This window comes from Psychrobacter sp. A3 (assembly GCF_028823565.1).
Taxonomy (GTDB): domain Bacteria; phylum Pseudomonadota; class Gammaproteobacteria; order Pseudomonadales; family Moraxellaceae; genus Psychrobacter; species Psychrobacter celer.
Map to the genome: position 1 here is coordinate 15,367 of NZ_JAPEHS010000005.1, position 20,357 is coordinate 35,723.

At 44.3% G+C, this 20,357-nt stretch carries 14 protein-coding genes; 9 read left to right on the forward strand and 5 right to left on the reverse strand.

Going from position 1 to position 20,357, the window contains the following annotated elements; translation table 11 throughout:
- Nucleotides 1–63: 63 nt before the first annotated feature.
- The 3 genes from NK638_RS01750 (at nt 64) to NK638_RS01760 (ending at nt 3,481) form a co-directional block, all read left to right on the forward strand.
- Entirely contained in the window at nt 64–1,041 is a 978-nt protein-coding gene (locus tag NK638_RS01750; RefSeq protein ID WP_274631688.1) for a zinc-binding dehydrogenase, read from the forward strand.
- A gap of 340 nt (nt 1,042–1,381) precedes the next feature.
- On the forward strand, nt 1,382–2,362 hold the full coding sequence (locus NK638_RS01755; protein WP_274631689.1) for a zinc-binding dehydrogenase: 981 nt from the start codon (nt 1,382–1,384) through the stop codon (nt 2,360–2,362).
- A 42-nt stretch (nt 2,363–2,404) separates the two neighbouring features.
- Nucleotides 2,405–3,481: an oxidoreductase gene (locus NK638_RS01760; RefSeq protein ID WP_274631690.1), complete on the forward strand. Its 1,077-nt coding sequence runs from the start codon at nt 2,405–2,407 to the stop codon at nt 3,479–3,481.
- Between the two features lie 101 nt (nt 3,482–3,582).
- Here NK638_RS01760 and NK638_RS01765 read toward each other — a convergent pair whose 3' ends face one another.
- Together NK638_RS01765 and guaA are read right to left on the reverse strand one after the other, a co-directional pair.
- Nucleotides 3,583–5,622, reverse strand: coding sequence for a hypothetical protein (locus NK638_RS01765; RefSeq protein WP_274631691.1), 2,040 nt, complete (start codon nt 5,620–5,622; stop codon nt 3,583–3,585).
- Nucleotides 5,623–6,251: 629 nt separating this feature from the next.
- Complete coding sequence (gene guaA / locus NK638_RS01770) at nt 6,252–7,862, reverse strand: glutamine-hydrolyzing GMP synthase (protein ID WP_274631692.1); 1,611 nt, start codon at nt 7,860–7,862, stop codon at nt 6,252–6,254.
- A gap of 367 nt (nt 7,863–8,229) precedes the next feature.
- Between guaA and NK638_RS01775 the strand changes: the two genes are divergently transcribed.
- The 4 genes from NK638_RS01775 (at nt 8,230) to NK638_RS01790 (ending at nt 14,186) form a co-directional block, all read left to right on the forward strand.
- A complete protein-coding gene (locus NK638_RS01775; RefSeq protein WP_105244465.1) occupies nt 8,230–8,724 on the forward strand; it encodes a cupin domain-containing protein in 495 nt (164 codons plus the stop codon).
- A 186-nt stretch (nt 8,725–8,910) separates the two neighbouring features.
- Nucleotides 8,911–10,662, forward strand: a complete 1,752-nt coding sequence (locus tag NK638_RS01780; RefSeq protein ID WP_274631693.1) for an FAD-binding oxidoreductase — start codon at nt 8,911–8,913, stop codon at nt 10,660–10,662.
- Between the two features lie 246 nt (nt 10,663–10,908).
- Nucleotides 10,909–12,462, forward strand: coding sequence for a glycerol-3-phosphate dehydrogenase/oxidase (locus NK638_RS01785; RefSeq protein ID WP_274631694.1), 1,554 nt, complete (start codon nt 10,909–10,911; stop codon nt 12,460–12,462).
- Between the two features lie 158 nt (nt 12,463–12,620).
- A complete protein-coding gene (locus NK638_RS01790; RefSeq protein ID WP_274631695.1) occupies nt 12,621–14,186 on the forward strand; it encodes an FGGY-family carbohydrate kinase in 1,566 nt (521 codons plus the stop codon).
- Between the two features lie 135 nt (nt 14,187–14,321).
- Here NK638_RS01790 and NK638_RS01795 read toward each other — a convergent pair whose 3' ends face one another.
- The 3 genes from NK638_RS01795 to NK638_RS01805 form a co-directional block, all read right to left on the reverse strand.
- Nucleotides 14,322–16,109, reverse strand: coding sequence for an NACHT domain-containing protein (locus NK638_RS01795; RefSeq protein ID WP_274631696.1), 1,788 nt, complete (start codon nt 16,107–16,109; stop codon nt 14,322–14,324).
- A 282-nt stretch (nt 16,110–16,391) separates the two neighbouring features.
- On the reverse strand, nt 16,392–17,552 hold the full coding sequence (locus NK638_RS01800) for a MalY/PatB family protein (RefSeq protein WP_274631697.1): 1,161 nt from the start codon (nt 17,550–17,552) through the stop codon (nt 16,392–16,394).
- 67 nt (nt 17,553–17,619) lie between these two features.
- Complete coding sequence (locus NK638_RS01805) at nt 17,620–18,417, reverse strand: crotonase/enoyl-CoA hydratase family protein (RefSeq protein WP_274631698.1); 798 nt, start codon at nt 18,415–18,417, stop codon at nt 17,620–17,622.
- 166 nt (nt 18,418–18,583) lie between these two features.
- Between NK638_RS01805 and NK638_RS01810 the strand changes: the two genes are divergently transcribed.
- Entirely contained in the window at nt 18,584–19,246 is a 663-nt protein-coding gene (locus NK638_RS01810; RefSeq protein WP_274631699.1) for a LysE family translocator, read from the forward strand.
- Nucleotides 19,247–19,311: 65 nt separating this feature from the next.
- Entirely contained in the window at nt 19,312–20,346 is a 1,035-nt protein-coding gene (rlmF, locus tag NK638_RS01815) for a 23S rRNA (adenine(1618)-N(6))-methyltransferase RlmF (RefSeq protein ID WP_274631700.1), read from the forward strand.
- Nucleotides 20,347–20,357 lie beyond the last annotated feature (11 nt).

Genomic DNA, 20,357 nt, shown 5'->3' on the forward strand with positions numbered 1-20,357 from the left:
TTGAAGACACGCCCCACTCTAACAATACTTATAAACCCTTATAAATGACAAAAAGGATTTACTATGCGCAGCGCAACTTATAACGAATTTGGCAAACCAACCGAAGTCCTCAGCCTCGGCGATAGCCCTATCCCAGAACCTAAGCCCACCGAGGTGCGTGTCAAAACCGTGCTCGCCTCTATCCACAACCATGACTTGCTCACCGTGCGCGGTCAGTATGGCTTTAAACCCGAGCTGCCGGCGATCGGCGGTAGTGAAGCGCTGGGCATTATTGACGCCGTTGGTAGTGACGTTAAAGGGTTAAAAGTCGGGCAACGCGTGGCGGCGGCCAGCGTGCAAGCGACATGGGCGGAGTATTTTGTCGCTGACAAGGACATGGTGTTTGCCATCCCTGAGAGCCTGGATGATGAGATGGCCGCGCAATTAATCGCCATGCCGCTTAGTGCCTTGATGCTGCTGGAGTTTTTGGAAGTAAAAAGCGGTCAATGGCTTATTCACAATGCCGCCAATGGCGCAGTCGGTAAATCGCTCGCTATGCTAGCAGCGGCGCGCGGCGTCAACACTATCAATGTGGTACGTAGCAGCGATGCCATAAAAGAGCTAGAAGCAATCGGCGCAGAAAATAACGTCAGCACTGATAATGAGGACTGGAAAGAGCAAGTCAAAGCCATCCTTGGCGAGAATAAAATCAGCGCAGCGGTCGATTCAGTCGGCGGCGACGCCAGTGGCGACTTATTATCACTGCTCGGTCATGGTGGCACTTTGGCGTCCTTTGGCATCATGTCAGGCCAGCCCATGACGCTCAATCCGACGCATCTTATCTTTAAACAAGCCATCGTAAAAGGATTTTGGGGCAGTAAAATCAGCCAAGAGATGAGCGTGGATAATAAACAGCGCTTAATCGATGAGCTAATCGAACGCGCGACCAGTGGCAAGCTCCATCTGCCTGTGGAGGCTGTGTTTGATTTGGCAGATATCAAAAAAGCAGTCGATGGCAAATTGCAGTCAGGCAAAAACGGTAAGGTGCTGTTAAAGCCATAAGGGCTATTAAAGCCATAAGGGCTATTAAAGCCATAAGAATTTGCTACGCGCAAATTACCTGATCTAAAGTCCTTTAACAGCTCACTCAAAACAGTGCTTCTTATGATAGAAGCGCTGTTTTTTTTATGCAGAATGTTAATTCTGGTGCAAAAGTAGCACTCGTTAAGAAAGCCTTATGCTTAATCTCGACTCCCTTACAATTCTAAGTCAGCCACAACGTTAAGTAACTAAAATCAAGTTGAGAACGCTTAGTCTGAGTTGTTATCGTTTATAAAAAGCAAATTATTAAACTTAATCTCTTTAAGTGCTCAAACTGATAAATAAGAAAAAGGATATTTCTATGCGCACTGCAACTTATAACAAATTTGGCAAACCATCTGACGTGCTTGGCGTGAGTGACAGCCCGACTCCAGAGCCCAAAGACAACGAAGTCCGTATCAAAACCATCTTATCCTCCATTCATAATCACGACCTTGTTACCATCAAAGGCGAGTACGGTAATAAACCAGAGTTGCCTGCGACAGGCGGTAGTGAGGCGGTAGGGACTATTGATGCTTTAGGCAGTGAGGTCACAGGCTTTGAAAAAGGTCAGCGCGTCGTAGCCTCAGGCGTACAAGGCACGTGGGCGGAGTACTTTATCGCGCCAGCTCAAAGCATCATCCCTATACCAGACGCTATCGATGATGAAATGGCAGCGCAGTTAATCGCCATGCCGATGAGCGCGCTGCTGCTCATTGAGTTTTTAAACATCAAGCCGGGTCAATGGATCATCCAAAACGCTGCCAATGGCGCGGTTGGTGAATCTATGGCAATGCTCGCTCCCGAGCGTAATATCAATACGATTAATTTGGTGCGCAGTACAGAATCGGAACAAGAGCTGATCGATTTGGGTATCGTTGATAACAATATCGTGACCGATAATGATGACTGGAAAGAGCAGGTAAAAAATATCGTTGGCGATGCTCAAATCAGCGGCGCAATCGATGCGGTCGGCGGCAAGTCTGGCGGCGAGCTAGTATCAATGCTGGGTAAACATGGCGTCATGGCGTCACTCGGCGCAATGTCAGGTAAACCGCTGATGCTTAATCCTAGCAATCTGATTTTTAATTTGGCTCAGGTAAAAGGCTTTTGGGCGAGTGATATGATGCAAACCATCAGTAAAGACGATATGCAGCGCTTAACTGGTGAGCTAATCGAAAGTGCCGCTAGTGGCACCCTAAAACTACCGACTGGCGGTGTTTACGATTTAAACGACATCCAAAAAGCGGTCTCTGATGAGGTGCAATCAGACAAAAAAGGTAAGATACTCATTAAGCCTTAATGTATCCCCGTAAAGTTTATTTACCAAAAGAGGAATAATATTATGTCCAATCAAACAAACTCTGATAATAAAACCTTTAAAGCCTTAGTGGTCGAAGAAACCAGCGAAGGCACGTTCGCAAAAAGCATTCAAGAACGCCACGTCAGCGACCTGCCTGACAATGATCTATTGATCGAAGTACATTACTCCTCGCTCAACTATAAAGATGCCATGTCGGCCTCAGGCAATAAGAGCATCACCAAAAACTATCCGCACACCCCTGGTATTGACGCGGCAGGCGTGGTAGTCAGCGACAAGTCAGGCACTTTTAGCGAAGGTCAAGAAGTCGTGGTATTCGGCTATGATCTCGGCATGGACACCGCAGGCGGACTCGGGCAAATGATTGCCATCCCTGCCGACTGGGCATTGCCTTGCCCTGAAGCGCTGAGCCTAAAAGAAGCGATGATCTATGGTACAGGCGGCCTAACGGCGGCGCTAAGCATCCAAAAGCTGGAAAAAATGGGCGCAAAACCAAGCGATGGCCCCGTTGCCGTAAGCATCCAAAAGCTGGAAAAAATGGGCGCAAAACCAAGCGATGGCCCCGTTGCCGTATCAGGCGCGACAGGCGGTGTGGGCACTATCAGTATCGCCATCCTCTCGCAGCTGGGCTACGAGTCTATCGCCTTCTCTGGTAAGCCTGAGCAAAGTGAACACTTGAAAGAGTTGGGCGCCACCGAAGTGCGCCATCGTGACACCATCAATGAAGTCGGCAATCGCCCTGTTGGCCGTCCGCTATGGGCCAATGCCATCGATACCGTCGGCGGTGACTATCTTGCCAACCTACTCAAGCAAACCAAACCAGGTGGCGCAGTGACGACCTGTGGCCTTGCAGCATCAGCGTCATTTTCGATGACCGTATTGCCGTTTATCACGCGTGCGGTATCGCTACTGGGTATCGACTCGGTATTTATCCCACTTGAGGACAAAAAAGCGATTTGGCAGCGCGTGGCAACGGACATGAAACTGCCCAATCTGGAGCAATACGCGGAAGAAATCACCCTTGAACAAACCCCTGAATACCTAGAGCGCTTTATTGATGGTAAGGCTGTGGGACGTTATGTGGTGAATGTGCGGGGTTAATGTTTAGACGTTAGTTTTTAGATGATGGCAGCGCTCTTTTGGGGTGCTGTTTTTTTTGGGAGAAATATACTTATAATTTATCGAAAAACAAACAACGTTAGCTATGAATTAAAAAAAGCAGCACTTATAGATTTTCTCGAATTACGAAATATATCCTTAAATTTTTCTACAGCATTTTCTAATAATTCATCGGTATTAGCATAGTCTGTACTATATCGACCAGATTTTGAATTAATGAACCATCCATTCTGAGATCTTTTTAACTCGCCTGCAATTCGTGATGGCTTAAAGCCAGTTAAGGTAGGATGGCCTTTTCCATCTTCTTCTCGTCCAATTAATAGAACGCCTTCACTTGATATTGTCCATATTAAGAAAGAATTAGCATCATCACAAATTATATCAGGATACTGCTCTTCAAGCTTTTCTTCAACTGAAGAGTAATACCGGTCAACATTTGAGCTAAGAATATCACCTTGACCCATTTCGGATTCTTTTATATATTTTGGTGCTCTTAACTCTCCAAATGTCTTATCAAGGTAAGCTTCCAGACTATCTGGTTTCGGTTTGAGGTATTTAAGAAATTGACCATAAAAGCTGTTAGTATCAAAATCTGGTAAATCTTTATCGTTTTTAACAATTTGTTTATGCCTTTCCAAGACTAGATCCGTCAATTCTTTATTCTGAACAAACAGAGATGAAACAGCATTTCCTTGTGGAATATTTGTAGCGTCAAACATTACTTTAAAAATAGGTTTATTATCAAATTTGAAGCTAGCAACCCATTGAAAACGAGCATAACTTTCAGTGAGAAATTTTACTTTTTCTTTATTCAAAAAATCATCATTATTAATAAATTTTTGCTCTAATAATTCCTGCTTGATATCTGATATTTCTGTTAATATAACATCGTATACTAAATTAGTGGGTAAACTACTAGTCTCATTTTCACCAAATTTATTGATCAGATCTGCCCGCATTTCATGATAACCAGATACTATCTCTACGCAGGTCTTTTGAGCATAAGTTGATGGTAAACGAACCTTATGAGGCGCTGGTATAATTAAACTATTCAAAATAAGTAGTTCATGAGGTGTTTCCCATTCACCGTTATCATTTTTCTCTTGCAGCTCAAGTCCCCATTTTATACTAGGTTTGAGTTGAGATTTATTTAATTTAACAAATGCGGCTCTTGCAAAAGGACCTAGCCGATCATCATGAATATATATGGCTCTTTGCTCTTCTTTGCTATGCTCCTTATATCCTACAATCGTAACAGCGTGACCATCTAATAGATTTAATCCCGAATCTTTCTTTTCGTAAACATCAACACCCAAAATAAGTGGTATTTTACTATCAATGTATATTCTTACAGTGTCAAAGAAATCCTCAGAAGAGTAACCTACAATATCCGCTGTATGATGTTTTAATTTTTCAAAATCTAGTGCTCTTAGAATTTGTTTATTTGACAAATCATGATTAGGAAAACTATTACTCGAGCCAGAAATATGGTTTATTGCATTTGTAGTTATTTCACTACATGCTCTTATATCTCGTACATTTTTCCAATACATTGCATGTAAAGATGACCAAATTGCAGTAGTAGCACAAGCTGACACCACCTTATCCTGCTCTTGAAATGCGACTGAACAAACTTTCAGGGGAATACCAAATAAGTTAACAGAGTATTCCCTTAACAAACATTTCTTGTTGCTATTAGGCTCATTTATAGACGGGTATAACTTTAAACATGTTTTACCAATAAATGTTTTAGCTAGAGGTTTTATAACTATAAAACCTAAATACGAATCTTGTAAGCCTCTTACTTTATCTTTGTTCGCACTTGCTAAAATTTCTGTTACTTTTTGATGATCTAATTCTTGGGAGAAGAAGTGTAACCTAGCAGACGTTGAACCACTGTTACCAAAGCTCTTCACATAATAATGATTAAAATCTTCTAAGTAATCTTTATCAACATACTTTGTTTCTAGTAAAACTGATTTCGCATCTAAATCAGTTAAATAACGATATATATAATCAATCTGTGGTTTTTTAAAAATGTCTGGAAAGTCTGTTCCAAAGCATTCTTTAACAAGATTACTAAGTTCACCTTTAGCTAGTTTTGAGACAAGGTATGAGATCATTTCATACTCCAAAAAAATAGCAGCCAATGGCTGCTATTTCGAAAAGTTTTTATGTTAAAGGCTATATGTTCGTGCAAGAAAATCTTTAGACGTAGAGGACTTATCGTTATCATTAGCTTGTTGCTGTAAGCGAATACGAAGTTTATCTACCTGTTCAGTCGTAACGGGCGTATTTTTAGCCGCTTCTAACAGTTCCTTAATATTCATAACACCACCAATAAATATATAATATTATATCTAAACAGTATATTATAATTGTGCTGTGTTAAGCAAGCAATTACTAGTCTTAGTATTTTAGACACTTTGTTGCTCAATACTTCAAACCTATAATACTATATATGTAGTGACTTAACTTTTAAAATTAGCTAGTCTTCGACAACAACTCAATCTGCAACTCGGGGTGCGTTTTAGCCTCGATTGCAGAGGTTATCCTTGTTTGACCACTAGATTGCAGCAACTTAGCTCGCTGTGGTCTCGCGTTAGCAGAAACACAGCGGGCTTTAGTCGCGGCTCTAGTGGGCAGACAAGATAATAGCGGAAAGCGAGAGTAGCTCCAGAAACTCTAAAGCAAAAAAAACACCCAACCAAGTTGAGTGTTTTTTTATTTCGGCTAAAGACTAAGTAGAGGTTTATTCCCACTCAATCGTCGCAGGCGGCTTACTCGACACATCATACGTCACGCGTGAGACATCAGCGATTTCATTCATGATGCGGTTACTTACCGTTTCGATCAGCTCATACGGCAGATGGGCAAAGCGTGCTGTCATAAAGTCCACCGTCTCAACGGCACGTAGCGCAATCACCCACGCATAACGGCGACCGTCACCGACCACGCCAACAGACTTGATCGGTTGGAATACCGCAAACGCTTGCGCGGTTTTGTCATACCAGCCAGAGCGCTCCAGCTCCTGCATAAAGATAGCATCGGCAAGACGCAGGATATCAGCATATTCTTTTTTCACTTCGCCAAGGATTCGCACGCCTAGACCTGGGCCTGGGAACGGATGACGGTAAATCATCTTCTCTGGTAGACCAAGGGTAATACCCAGTTTACGCACTTCATCTTTAAATAGATCGCGTAACGGCTCAACCAATTCAAACGCCAAGTCATCTGGTAGACCACCGACGTTATGGTGGCTCTTAATCACGTGCGCCTTACCTTGGTGCGATTTGGCGGACTCAATCACGTCAGGGTAAATCGTCCCTTGTGCTAGGAACTCAATGGTTTTGCCATCGCTTTGTGCGCTGATTTCACGAGCGCTATTGGCAAACACATCGATAAAGGTTTTGCCGATGATTTTACGTTTAGCTTCCGGGTCAGACTCGCCTGCTAGAGCGTCTAGGAACAAGTCTTCAGCATCGACACGGATGACTTTGACGCCCATGTTTTCGGCAAACACTTGCATCACTTGATCACCTTCGTGCAGACGCAGCAGACCATTATCGACAAACACACAGGTGAGCTGATCGCCAATAGCTTTATGCAGTAGCGCCGCAACCACTGAACTATCGACTCCGCCTGATAGCCCAAGCAATACTTGCTTGTCACCGATTTGCTCTTTTAATTGTGCCACGCGCATATCGACGATATTGTCCGGCGTCCACTCACCAGCACAGTCGCAGATTTGATGGACAAAGCGGCCTAGCAGCGCCTGACCTTGTAGGGTATGAGTGACTTCGGGATGAAACTGGAGACCATAGTATTGCTTATCATCATTGGCCATAATGGCAATCGGGCAGCTTGGTGTGCTGGCGATGATATCAAAGCCTTGCGGCGCTTCGATGACCTTGTCGCCATGGCTCATCCAGACGTTTAGCGTGGTCGATTTGTCTTCATTGACGCTGTCTTCGATGCCATCAGTAAGCTTTGAATGGCCATTGACATTGATGGTCGCCGCGCCAAATTCATGGATATCGCTGGCATGTACCTTACCGCCGAAGCGATCTGCCATCGCCTGCATACCGTAGCAAATGCCAAGTACTGGTACACCAAGCTCAAACACAGCGTCATTGATACGTGGGCTGTTTTCCGCGTGCACACTCTCAGGACCGCCCGATAGAATGACACCTTTGGCACCAAAGTCATGGATGCGCTGAGTGTCGATATCATAAGGAAACATCTCACAAAAAACGCCAGAATCGCGCACACGGCGAGCGATGAGCTGGCTATATTGCGAGCCAAAATCAAGAATAAGAATACGATCTTCTTTGATAGTAGGGATAGCAGCGGCAGTGGTCATAAATCGATGTCCATCAATAAGTAAAATTATCAGCCTATTTTAACAAGTTTAAGCCAATCATGGGCGACTAGATAACATGGATTAGGTAAATAAACAAAAGCGTTTCATCTGCAAATAAATCATAAGCGTACCTACCTAATTCACTACATAAAGTCAAAAAATATTCGCTACTATAGTTAATTCACCTTAAAACCGATACCGTGCTACTGGAATACTTGTTTTGAATAACAGTTGCGTAGCATCGAAAAGTGCGAAGCGCACAGCAAGCAAGGAAAATTTGTACCAGTAGCACGGTATTATTAACGTATCGATTTTATTTCATATTGACTATATAAGCTTAAGTCTGAAAAAATAACGGAGATAAACCATGACTAGCCTACCCAAGCCCAAATTCGACGACCCAAAAGACTATATCCTAACTAAGTCCGATATCGCCGCGATTCCTGAAACCAAGCACGTGCATCAGTTTAACGACAACGCCATTCGTCATACGGTATCTCTAAGCGATATTGTTGGACTAAACGCCTTTGGCTTACACCTAGTACGCGTTGAGCCGGGCGATGAAACCACCCAGCACCACTATCATGAAGAGTCAGATGAGTTTATCTACGTATTATCAGGCGAGCTATCACTGCGCTATGGCGATAAGACTTATCCTTTAAGTGCTGGCGATTTTGTTGGTTTCCCAGCGTACGGTGCAGCGCATTCGATGCGTAATGATAGCGATAGCGACGCCACCTACCTTATGGGCGGAAGCAGACCGCCGATTGATATCACCAACTATCCAGACATCAAACGTAGAATGTACAAGATCCATGGAGAGAAGGAATTTGTCGATTTAGAAGATTTGGGTAAAGTTTAAAGGGTTATCCAAACACAAAAAGGGCATGTCTAGTTATAACTTATAAACAATAGTTTTTTTTGTTGCTATCATTCAAAAACATCAGTATGGTGATTAATAAACGCTATTTATGCTGAGCTATTTAACCCAACTAGCCGCTACACTCTAACCACAAGTACAGTGATTACAATCGACAGGTATGTCTCTATGCGCAAACTCAAAACCCCTACCCGTAAGCACGCTAAACCCTCCTCTACTCTGCAAATCTCTGATAGCGACAACAACGATAACGCCAATCTAGACATGACTGCAAAAACCAATACCTCTCTTAACACCCCTATAGAGCAAACGCGCTGGAATGGCTGGGGCAATGTCAATATCAATAAAAAAGTCTCGCCGCATGGCGCAAAACTGATCAAATCCCACATTGGCAAAACCAAAAAACTCAAATCAGTTAGCCTGCAACAAGTACTAAAAACGGTGCCACAATCACGCTTGCCTAAAGCTATCAGTGCTCTCGATATGGTATCAATCGACCAAGAGGTGCGGCTGAGACACGCCCGTGGGCAAAGCTTCCCCGATTGGATCGCGATGCACAGCGGCGACTTTGAGACCTTCCCTGATGGCGTGGCGCACCCAAAATCGACCAATGATGTCGAGCAGTTATTAAAACTTGCCCAAGAGCACGATCTGATTGTTATTCCTTTTGGCGGTGGTACTTCCGTAGTCGGACATATCAATCCGCAACAGGGCGCGCGGCCTGTTTTGACCGTCGCCATGAGTAAAATGGATCAACTGATTGACTTAGATACCGAGAGCCAGATTGCTACTTTTGGTGCGGGCACCCAAGGGCCAGCGGTCGAGGCGCAATTAGGCGAGCACGGTTATCGTCTAGGTCATTATCCGCAGTCGTGGGAGCTATCGACGCTTGGTGGCTGGATTGCCGCGCGCTCTAGTGGTCAGCAGTCCTTGGGCTACGGGCGCATCGAGCAGATGTTTGCCGGCGGTACTTTAGTCACCCCGCAAGGCGTGCTAGAGATTGCTGACATTCCTGCATCCTCAGCAGGGCCTGATTTGCGTGAGATGATGATGGGTACTGAGGGCCGCGCAGGTATCTTTACCGAAGTCAAGATGCGCGTACAACCGCAACCTGAGCAAGAGCTATTTAAAGTGGCGTTTTTGCCGAATTGGGAAGCGGGCAAAGCGGTACTCAAACAAGCGGTGCAAAACAATATTCGCCTCTCTATGCTGCGTCTAAGCAATGCCGCCGAGACTGACGCGCATCTGCATCTAGGTACGACGCCAAGCCAGTTTTTAGCGATTAGCACTTATCTAAAAGCCCGCGGGCTTAATTCAGATAAAGTCATGCTCACCTACGGCGTCTCAGGCGATAAAGCACAGAATAAACTAGCAGTGATGCAGTTTAATAAATTGTTAAAGCAAAATGGTAGTGTCACCGGTAAGATCACCAATATCATGGGTAGTGTTTGGGCACACGGGCGCTTTAAGTTCCCATATCTGCGCGGTACGCTTTGGGATAAAGGCATTATGGTTGATACCTTTGAGACTGCGACCAACTGGAGCCGTATTGACGAGCAAATGACGCAGATGCAAGAGGCGGTAAAAACCTCGCTCGCTGATGAAGGCGAGGAAGTGATGGCCTTTACTCATATCTCGCATGTCTATAAGCAAGGCGCAAGTCTATACACCACTTACTTTTTCCGCGCCGCCAAAGACCATGCAGCAACACTAAAGCGCTGGCAAAAAATCAAACACGCGGCCAGTATGAGCCTTGCCCATGGTAAAGCCACCATTTCACATCAGCATGGCGTTGGCCGTGACCATGCCCCATACCTTGCTGCCGAAAAAGGCGAGCTGGGACTACAAGTGACTCATGATATGCTCAAAAGTCTAGATCCTGAGCAGCGTATGAATCCAGGTGTGTTGCTTGAGGAATAGAAATTGAAAATATGAGAGATAGATTGTCTATCCCGTGCTACTGATATAAATTTTCCTTGCTTGCTGTGCGACTTCGTCACTCCAGAGGCTGCACAAAATCAATATCAGCAGCACTATATCGAACTGATTTCAAAATGGCTTAACTATTTATGTTCGTTAAATGAATGACGTCATTTAAGAAGAGTAATTTATGAACCAAAGCACACAACGCCAGCAAGCACTCGTACCCCTAGCACGATCTGAACCTTGGGATATGCTCATTATCGGCGGCGGGATGGCCTTGCCGTATTACTTATCGAGCAAAAAGACTTTGCTTGGGGCACCTCTAGCCGCTCAAGCAAAATGGTGCATGGCGGTCTGCGTTACATAGCTTCAGGCGATTATAAGACTACTTTACTTAGCGTGCGTGAGCGTGAACGTATGCTCACTGAAGCAGGCGGTCTAGTTAACGAGATGCACTACGTCATGCCGCACTACAAAGGCAAATTTCCGCCGCCGTGGATCTTCAATACCTTGCTAAGAGTCTATGACAGAATAGCGGGTAAGCGCTATTTTAAATACTTTAAGAAGGACGCTTTTTTACGGCTAAACCCTAATATCAAGCAAGATAAATTTTTGGGTGCCAGCCAGTTTAGCGATGCGATCACCGATGATTCGCGCTTAGTGATGCGCGTACTTGACGAAGCCATTCATGACGGCGCGCACGCTATTAATTATCTCAAAGCTGAGTCGCTTATCACCAATGAGCAGGGCTTGGTGGTGGGTGCTACGCTTAAAGACACGGCTTCTAACAATAGCAATCAGACTTTCGACGTCCATGCCAAAGTCGTCGTCAGTGCGACAGGCGCTTGGGCCGATACCTTACGTATGCAAGCCCGCGAGCAAACTGAGCAAAGTTTCAACAAGCAAATACGTCCCTCACGCGGTAGTCACTTAGTCGTCAGTCAAGAGCGCTTACCTACCTCGCAAGCCTATACCTTTTTGCATCCTGCTGATAAAAGAGCGGTGTTTGTCTTTCCGTGGGAGAACCGTACAGTACTTGGCACCACTGACTTAGATCATCCGCCACTTAATGACGAAGAAGTCGGTATCACTAGCGCAGAGGTCGATTATCTACTAGCAGCGACTAACTCATTGTTTGATGATACCGATCTCAATCGAGAAGATGTCATCAGCACGTGGGCAGGCGTACGACCGCTGATCTCTGATAGCGGTGATGGTAAGCGCGTCAGCCCCAGTAAAGAGAAGCGCGATCATAGCGTCTGGCTCGATAATAATCTCGTAACCGTCAGCGGCGGCAAACTGACCACCTTTCGCCTGATTGCCCTTGATGTGCTTAAAAAGTGTCAAAAGGTGCTCGCGCTTGATGACTCTGCTACTCAAAACCAAGCGATAAATGGCGATCAGGTCTTTAGTAAAGTAGCACCCATCCATCCTAAGTTTGCGACGCTACCCTCTAATCTACAACAGCGCTTGCAAGGATTTTATGGTCGTAAGCTCGATAGTTTACTTGAGCTGGCGCATGAAGAAGACTTAGCTTATGTCACCGATAGCAACACCATTTGGGCGGAAATTCGCTTTGCCGCGCGCTTTGAACAAGTCATACATTTAGATGATTTACTACTGCGGCGGACGCGCTTAGGCTTAATCCTACCGCACGGTGCGATGACACCACTGATTAGTGCTAGACTGAAGCAGATTTGCCAGCAAGAGCTGGGCTGGGATGAGCAAAAATGGCAACAAGAAGTCGCTCGCTATACTGAGTTATGGCAACGTTATTATCATCTGCCTGCAACTTAGCTTCTTATCGAGTTATTATAAGGATTAGAGCTGCTAGGGCACTTTTTTTAAAACAAAAGCTGCGTAGCCTCGAGAACTCTGACTGTCGCAAGCAAGGAAAACTTGTACCAATAGCACGTTCTGCTTTTGATAAATATCCCCCATAGTTAAGGACAACTATGACCACCCCTAACGACCCAATTTATTTCTTAGCTATCGATAACGGCACTCAAAGCGTCCGCGCGCTGATATTTGATCAATTCGGCAGCGAGATTGCCAAAGCTCGCGTGCCTATCGAGCCGTATTTCTCCGAGCAGCCCAATTATGCTGAGCAGCACGCCGACTACTATTGGCAAAAGCTATGTGAGGCTTGTCAGCAACTTTGGCAAAGCTGCGACATTAAACCTGAACAAATCACAGGCGTCAGCCTTGCCACCCAGCGCTATACCATGATCTGCCTTGATAAAGACAAACAGCCGCTACGCCCCGCTATCGTTTGGATGGATTTACGTCGCGCTGAGACACACGACATTGGTTTTTTACACCCGTTGACTAAAATCATCGGCATGGGCGAATTAGTCAAAGACGCCCAGCAAAAAGCGCGCTGTAATTGGCTGGCACAAAACGAGCCTGAGATTTGGGCGCAGACCGCGCACTACGTCAATCTCTCCGCCTACCTCACTTATCAACTAGTAGGTGAACTTATCGACTCAAATGGTCATTCGGTCGGCTATCTGCCGTATGACTACAAAGCGCAAACATGGCTCAAACCCAACACCCTGAAATGGCGGCTGTTTAGCTGTACCCCCGAGCAAATGCCCAAAATCATCCCACCAGGCCAAACTCTTGGTGAGATAAGCGCCAAAGCTGCCAAAGTCACAGGTATCCCAAAGGGAACGCCGATGATTGCCGCCGCCAGTGACAAAGCCTGCGAAGCCCTAGGCGCAGCGGGACTGTCCGCCGATACTGCGTGTCTTAGCTTTGGCACCACCGCCACCATCAACACCATCTCCCCCGACTATGTCGAGATACTCAAACACATGCCCGCCTACACCGCCGCCGCCCCGCACTACTACAACCACGAGTACATGATTTATCGCGGCTTTTGGATGGTCAGCTGGTTTAAAGAACAATTCGCCCACTATGAAGAGCAGCTAGCAAAGACGCAAGGCATAGATACCGAAAAGCTCCTCGACGCCGCCGTCAAAGACATTCCAGCCGGCAGCATGGGACTCACTATGCAGCCCTATTGGTCACCCGGCGTCCGTCATCCGGGGCTTGAGGGCAAAGGCGCGCTTATTGGCTTTGGCGATGTGCATACCCGCGCACACGTCTACCGCGCTATCTTAGAAGGGCTGGCTTACGAGCTTAAGCTTGGTTTTGATACGATTGAAAAACGCACCGGCAAACCCATCAAACACTTGCGCGTCTCAGGCGGCGGCTCGCAAAGTGACGCCGCCATGCAGCTCACCGCCGACATCTTTGCCATGCCCGCCTACCGCCCGCACACTTTTGAAGCCACTGGCCTCGGCGCGGCCATCAACTGCGCGGTGGGTCTCGGCGTCTACCCCGACCACGCTGCTGCCTGCGACGCCATGACCCATTTAGGCGCCGAATTCGTCCCGATTGAAGCCAACGTACAACTCTATAAGCGCCTGTACAACGAGGTCTATCTGAAGATGTACGAGCGCCTAAAACCCTTATACCAAAGCATTCAAGACATCACAGGATACCCCGCCAAGTAATCTGCGCAGGTTTAAGGTGTCGGCGTATTGGGAGTGGTCAAAAGGTGGGATGATTTTGGAAAAGAGGTTATGGGAGCTGATCGCGCCTTCATAGCGAGTTTATACGCTATTGAAACTAAAACCATGTTTAATAAACTAATCAAAAATTAAGTTTTCAACATCATCTAGAGCTTCATTTCTATTAGAAACAATCAAATTTTTTATGAACTTAATAAGCTCAAAGCTTAACTGTCCATGTCGTTCACTGCCCATGCGACACATTAATTTCTTCTCAAAATCACTCAACTCTTCAAATAGTATGGCCTTTCTATCATTCAACACTAATTCAAAAAAATCGGTTTCTTCGTAGCTAAAATCAAGAGAGTGATATTTATTGTTCAAACTATTAAGATGCTGTTTACAATCATATTTTTTGACTAAGTACTCAAGAAAGTAAGAGTTTTCATTATGTGTGAATCCTAACTCTTTTTTACCTTTGTTACTAATTTCTTGGACTTCATTAAAGAAAACTGACAATAATTGTATTTTACAATTTACAGTTGTAATATCTACTGGCTGTAAATCTAAAATTTTGTTAATTCTTGGAAGTATCCATTTATCTTCTAACACCTCTTTGTTCATGGAAAACGCCATATCAACAACGTTATCCGAATGATATCTCCCACATACACGCTCAACTACCTGTTCATTTAATGCATGATGGGTTAAATGATATGCAGTAAAATATTCTTGAAATGAACGATGAGTAAAACAGTAATTAATTCCATCTCTCATTAAGAGAGGTACATTACTCAATAACTCTATCTTCATATTTTCACATTTCACGTCAACTTTGAAGTACTTTATGCACCTTTCCAAAATATTAGTCAATTCAATAGGTAGTACTTCAAAAGACTGTTTGCAATAAGTAGTAAGGCAAAAAAGTGAAAACACCTTTTTAAATTCATGAATATTTAAACTTGTTAGACGTTCTCTGTGAAAACCTTGCTTAGAAATATCGTGTTTATTAAACAATGCTTGGTAGGCAAGGTCATAAAATATATACACTCTATCAGGAATATTTCCAAACTGCTCATAGGTTACTAGCATAATTGTAAGCAATAAAGGGTTACTGGAGAACCCTTCATGGTTGCTAAAAAGATTTTTTTCTAATGCTAATACAAACCTTTCTTTTACATCATTGTCATAATTTATTCTTCTAATCACTTCTTTTGCTTGAGAAAGAATCAGAGGTTGAATACTGGCTACGTTATATAGTGACCAATCAGAGAACAAGTTATATTCCGGTCTTGATGAAACTACAATAATAAGGTTTGGATATCTATCAGCTAAATCGTTAACTTCTTTAGTAAACTTATTCTTTAGCTCATGATTAACTTCGTCAAAACCATCTAAAAAAACTATAGTTCCTTCTCTATTCAACAAATAATTTAAATTCTCTTCACTAAACTTTTCATTGTAGAAAGCTATGTCAGCTCTAAGAGTTTCAAAAATAGAACCTTTCGTCTCGTTTACTTTTCTCAGTTCTAAGAATAAAGGTAGCAAATTACTATTACTTCTTATAATTCTTATGAACATACTTTTCAAAAGACAAGATTTTCCTGAACCTGCTGTAGCACTAACTACTATTTTCTTATGTTGTAAAAGCGATTCAAAAAAGCTTTCCTGCGAGTATAGCTTTCTTCCTAAATGTATAAACTGTGGCACATAAATTTCGTCAAGTTCAACTACTTGTGAAGAAAAGAAAGCCATTTTAACTTTAGAGAGACTGGTTCGCTTAGCTTCTAAGTAGTCATTTAAAGCAAAGTTATACTTTGTAGCAAATTTTTGATAGTCCTTACCAATAAAGTTAGTGACAAACTGACTAACTTCTACGACCACATCTCTAATTTCCTTTACGCTTCCTGTAGTCTCTATACCCATAGCAATCGACCTATTCAATTTTAACTTTGTTGCCAAAACTAGATTCAATTTTATCATTTAGCCTTAAACCCAGCTAGATGACTCTCAACCATCGCACCTTCTTTTGCATTTTCTGAATGGGACAAATACGGAAAATAACCATAAATATTAGCTAGTACCACTTTTACATCATTAAGATTAGCGTATTCTACTGAATACAGCAGCCCTTTTTCTTCCAAACAACACTAATGAACATTTCAACCCTTTCATTTATGCCGACCCTTTACGTAAAAAGTACTAAGACTAAATACACCTAAAAGCCGCATATACCCGATTTAATCCCTCACGCAGCAGCGTTTTCGGACACGCTACGTTAATCCGCATTTTCAGATGTCCCTCATGGCCGTATTTGATACCAGAATTTAGCTCAACTTTCGCCGCACGCAGTTTGTCATACAGCACTTGATCGTCATCAAAGTACGCCGAACAATCGAGCCAAATTAAATACGACGCCTCAGGACGCATGACCTTAATATCAGGTAGATGCCTTGCTAAAAAGTCTATCGTAATCTCGATGTTTCTTTCTATATAAGCCAGCACTTGTTCCAGCCATTCGCCGCCCTCTTCATAAGCGCTTTGCATCACGGTATAGGCAAATAGGTTTAGCTCATATTCATCATTTAAATGTTGCTGTTGGCTGATTTTTTTGATTAAAGCGTCATCTTTGGCAAAGATCATCGAGCCTTTGATACCGGCGACATTAAAGGTTTTAGTCATGGAGGTCAGGCTGACGACACGATGTGCGTACCCTGCTGCGTCTGCTAGCTTTAAAAAGGGCACAAACTTATGACCAGTCAAGGTTAAATCTTGATGAATCTCATCGCTGACGATGGCGACATCGTGCTTTTTACACAGTGTAAGCAGCGCTTTAAGCTCATCAGCAGTCCAGACGCGCCCGCCCGGATTGTGCGGGTTGCATAATAGATATAGCTTAACCTTATGCTCGATAATTTTAGCTTCAATATCTTTTAGATCTAACTGATATTTTTCATCGACTTCCTTTAATGCAGACATCACAAGCGTGCGCTTATTTTGCTGCACCTTAGTCATAAACGGTGTATAAATGGGATCATTGACCAGTACCGCATCGCCTACCTCGGTAAAGACATGCATCATCAGCGCTAGACTTGGCACGACCCCTGGCGAGAATAGGATTTTGTCCTTAGTTAACTGCAAACCATAACGACTACCGTGCCAATTAATAATCGCCTTATACAAAGCATCAGTCGGTTTGGTATAACCCAAAATACCGTGATCTACGACACGCTGCACACTATCTAAAACAGGCGGCGCGGCTTTAAAGTCCATATCGGCGACCCATAGCGGAATGGTATCATCACTATAGTGCCACTTAAGTGATCCCGTACCGCGTCTATCGATGATTTCGTCGAAGTTATATTGCACTGGTATTGTCCTTGGTCATACGGTTAAAGAAAGCTTTACATCATGCGTTCGGTAGCGTTACGAGTCTCTACCTACCCTTAAACTCAGGCTCGCGGCGCTCAACCATCGCCATTGCGCCCTCCTTTGCATCTTCTGAATGAAATAAATGCGGCAGATAACCATGAATATTAGCCAGCGCTGAATTTGCGCTATTACGGCTGGCATCTTGCGCCGAGGATAGCAGCCCTTTTACCCCAAGTGGCGCGGCGCTGCAAATCTCTTTGGCAATCGTTAGCGCGCGCTCGTACTCTTCACCATTGGGTACGACTTCACTGACTAGGTTTAGTTTATCGGCGGTTTGCGCGTCAAAGTTTTTACCTGTCAGCAAGTACGGCATGGCTTTTTGCCAGCCAGCTGCAGCGACAAAGCGTACCGTCGCCCCGCCAAACGGCATGATACCGCGCTGCACCTCCATCTGCGCAAAGTTACAATTATCGCTTGCGATAACCACGTCACTGTTAAGCATTAGCTCAATTCCTGCGGTAAAGCACGTGCCTTGTAACGCCACCACCACAGGTTTGGTGCGCAGCTTACCGCCGATACCCCACGGATCGATTTCATCGTCATTAAATTCAAACACGCCTTTGTCCCATTTGTCTTGTAGCTCCATCAGATCAAGACCAGCGGTAAAGTGCTCGCCATGTGCGAAGATGAGCGCACAGCGTAGATTATCGTCGTTCTCATAATCTGTTAATGCTTCGGAGAGTTGTTTGATCATATGGCTGTCAAAAGCATTGCGTTTGTCGGCGCGATTAAGCCCGATGAGACAAATGTAGCCGTCAGTTTCATAAGTGATGCGATTGCTTGTATCGTTTTGGGTGGTCATGGTTCAGTCCTTTTTTGGTTTGTCGTTATCGTAGGGTGTGATCTCATTTTTTAAATAATGCTACTGACTTTTAATATAGACAGCCTTACCCTATAACACAAGATGAAAAGCTAGCTGCCACTATTATTAATCTTACGATACTCCTTAGTAACCACTAGAGCATTTTATGGAATTTTGGCACGGTTTTTTGCTTATCACGAGCGTGCATCTACTTGCAGCGGCTTCCCCTGGCCCTGATTTCGTCTTAGTTTCACGTGAGACTTTAACCAAAGGTCGACGTACCGGCTTGATTTGTAGTTTGGGGATTACCTTAGGTCTAGCCGTGCATATTATTTACTCGGTATTAGGACTGGCGGCAGTGATAGCGCACTCGCAGCCGTTATTGACCGCTATTAAATGGTTGGGCGGCGCTTATCTTATTTATCTCGGTTGGCAAGGAATTGGTGCTAAACCTAAACAACCAGTAGAAACGACCACTTTTACTAATAATGTTAATAGCAACAGTAATAGCAATGTTACAGATAAAACTGAATCTAGCTTTGCTACTCTGCGCCGTGGTTTTTTTTGCAACGTCTTTAATCCCAAAGCGCCAGTCTACTTTGTCGCGATATTTACTTTAGTATTATCACCCGATATTCCGCTTTGGCAACTCTCTATCTACGGTGTATGGATGATGGTATTACAGATGGCCTGGTTTAGCACGGTGGTGATGCTACTATCGATTCCTGTCATCTTCAAACGTTTTCAGCGTTTTGAGCATTGGATAGATCGCGTACTTGGTACAGCAATGATTGTATTGGGCTTAAACCTGATCTTCCGTAGCCGATAAACCATTTAGCGTTGATGAAATCTGCTAAACTAGACGGTTATCTTCAGATTTTATAGCCTACTACTATGACTAGCAGACCAAACCCTAATAAGCCCCATACAGCGCATAGAAACCGTTCGCCTGCGACCGCGAAAAAACTTGGCAAGCTGCATCCGCGCAACCCACATCAAGGTCGCTATGATTTTGAGCTATTGACCCGCGCGCTACCTGAACTTGCCGACTACACAATTACCAACCCGAAAGGCGAGCCAACGATTAATTTCTCCGACGCCAAGGCCGTACGCGTGCTTAATCAAGCACTACTCGCACACTATTATGGTGTCAAGTTTTGGGATATCCCTGAAGGTTATTTGTGCCCGCCGATTCCTGGACGCGCCGATTACATTCATTATATTGCCGACTTGTTGGCGCAGACTACTCATGTGAGCGAAGACAATACGCCGCCTACAGGTAAAGATATTCATGCACTTGATATCGGCACTGGTGCCAGTGCTATCTACCCTATTGTTGGCAGCCAAAGCTATGGCTGGCGCTTTACTGCAAGCGACATCGATCCGGTTTCTGTCAATACCGCCAGCGTGATTTGTCAGGCCAATCCCAAGCTCAAAGGCGCGATTAAGATTAAATTGCAACCTGAACCAAACTATATCTTTAAAAATATTATCGGTCGTCAAGACTATTTTGACGTTGTCGTGTGTAACCCACCTTTTCACGCCTCATTAGAAGAAGCAATGCAGGCCAATAGCCGTAAACAGCATAATTTGCAGCGCCATCGCGGCAAAAACGAAAGCGCGCAAATCAGTCGCCACTCCACCAAGTCAGGCAATGCCGCGCAAAACCTTAACTTTGGCGGTCAACATAAAGAATTATGGAGTGAGGGTGGCGAGATTGCTTTTTTAAGTAATATGATAAGAGAAAGCCAGCAGTTTGCTGCACATGTAGGCTGGTTTACCAGCTTAGTGTCTAAGTCTGAAAACGTAAAACCGCTACAACTGCTGCTAAAACAACTAGGGGTGGCACAGATGCGTATTATCGAGATGAGTCAAGGTCAAAAGAACACGCGGGTCTTAGCTTGGCGTTTTGATACTGACGAAGCGTAATTATTGCCAAA

What these genes read in the sequence shown, in the direction of transcription:
- NK638_RS01750 (WP_274631688.1), top strand. Translation starts at nt 64, where the DNA reads ATGCGCAGCGCAACTTATAACGAATTTGGCAAACCAACCGAAGTCCTC.
- NK638_RS01755 (WP_274631689.1), top strand. Translation starts at nt 1,382, where the DNA reads ATGCGCACTGCAACTTATAACAAATTTGGCAAACCATCTGACGTGCTT.
- NK638_RS01760 (WP_274631690.1), top strand. Translation starts at nt 2,405, where the DNA reads ATGTCCAATCAAACAAACTCTGATAATAAAACCTTTAAAGCCTTAGTG.
- NK638_RS01765 (WP_274631691.1), bottom strand. Translation starts at nt 5,622, where the DNA reads ATGATCTCATACCTTGTCTCAAAACTAGCTAAAGGTGAACTTAGTAAT.
- guaA (WP_274631692.1), bottom strand. Translation starts at nt 7,862, where the DNA reads ATGACCACTGCCGCTGCTATCCCTACTATCAAAGAAGATCGTATTCTT.
- NK638_RS01775 (WP_105244465.1), top strand. Translation starts at nt 8,230, where the DNA reads ATGACTAGCCTACCCAAGCCCAAATTCGACGACCCAAAAGACTATATC.
- NK638_RS01780 (WP_274631693.1), top strand. Translation starts at nt 8,911, where the DNA reads ATGCGCAAACTCAAAACCCCTACCCGTAAGCACGCTAAACCCTCCTCT.
- NK638_RS01790 (WP_274631695.1), top strand. Translation starts at nt 12,621, where the DNA reads ATGACCACCCCTAACGACCCAATTTATTTCTTAGCTATCGATAACGGC.
- NK638_RS01795 (WP_274631696.1), bottom strand. Translation starts at nt 16,109, where the DNA reads ATGGGTATAGAGACTACAGGAAGCGTAAAGGAAATTAGAGATGTGGTC.
- NK638_RS01805 (WP_274631698.1), bottom strand. Translation starts at nt 18,417, where the DNA reads ATGACCACCCAAAACGATACAAGCAATCGCATCACTTATGAAACTGAC.
- NK638_RS01810 (WP_274631699.1), top strand. Translation starts at nt 18,584, where the DNA reads ATGGAATTTTGGCACGGTTTTTTGCTTATCACGAGCGTGCATCTACTT.
- rlmF (WP_274631700.1), top strand. Translation starts at nt 19,312, where the DNA reads ATGACTAGCAGACCAAACCCTAATAAGCCCCATACAGCGCATAGAAAC.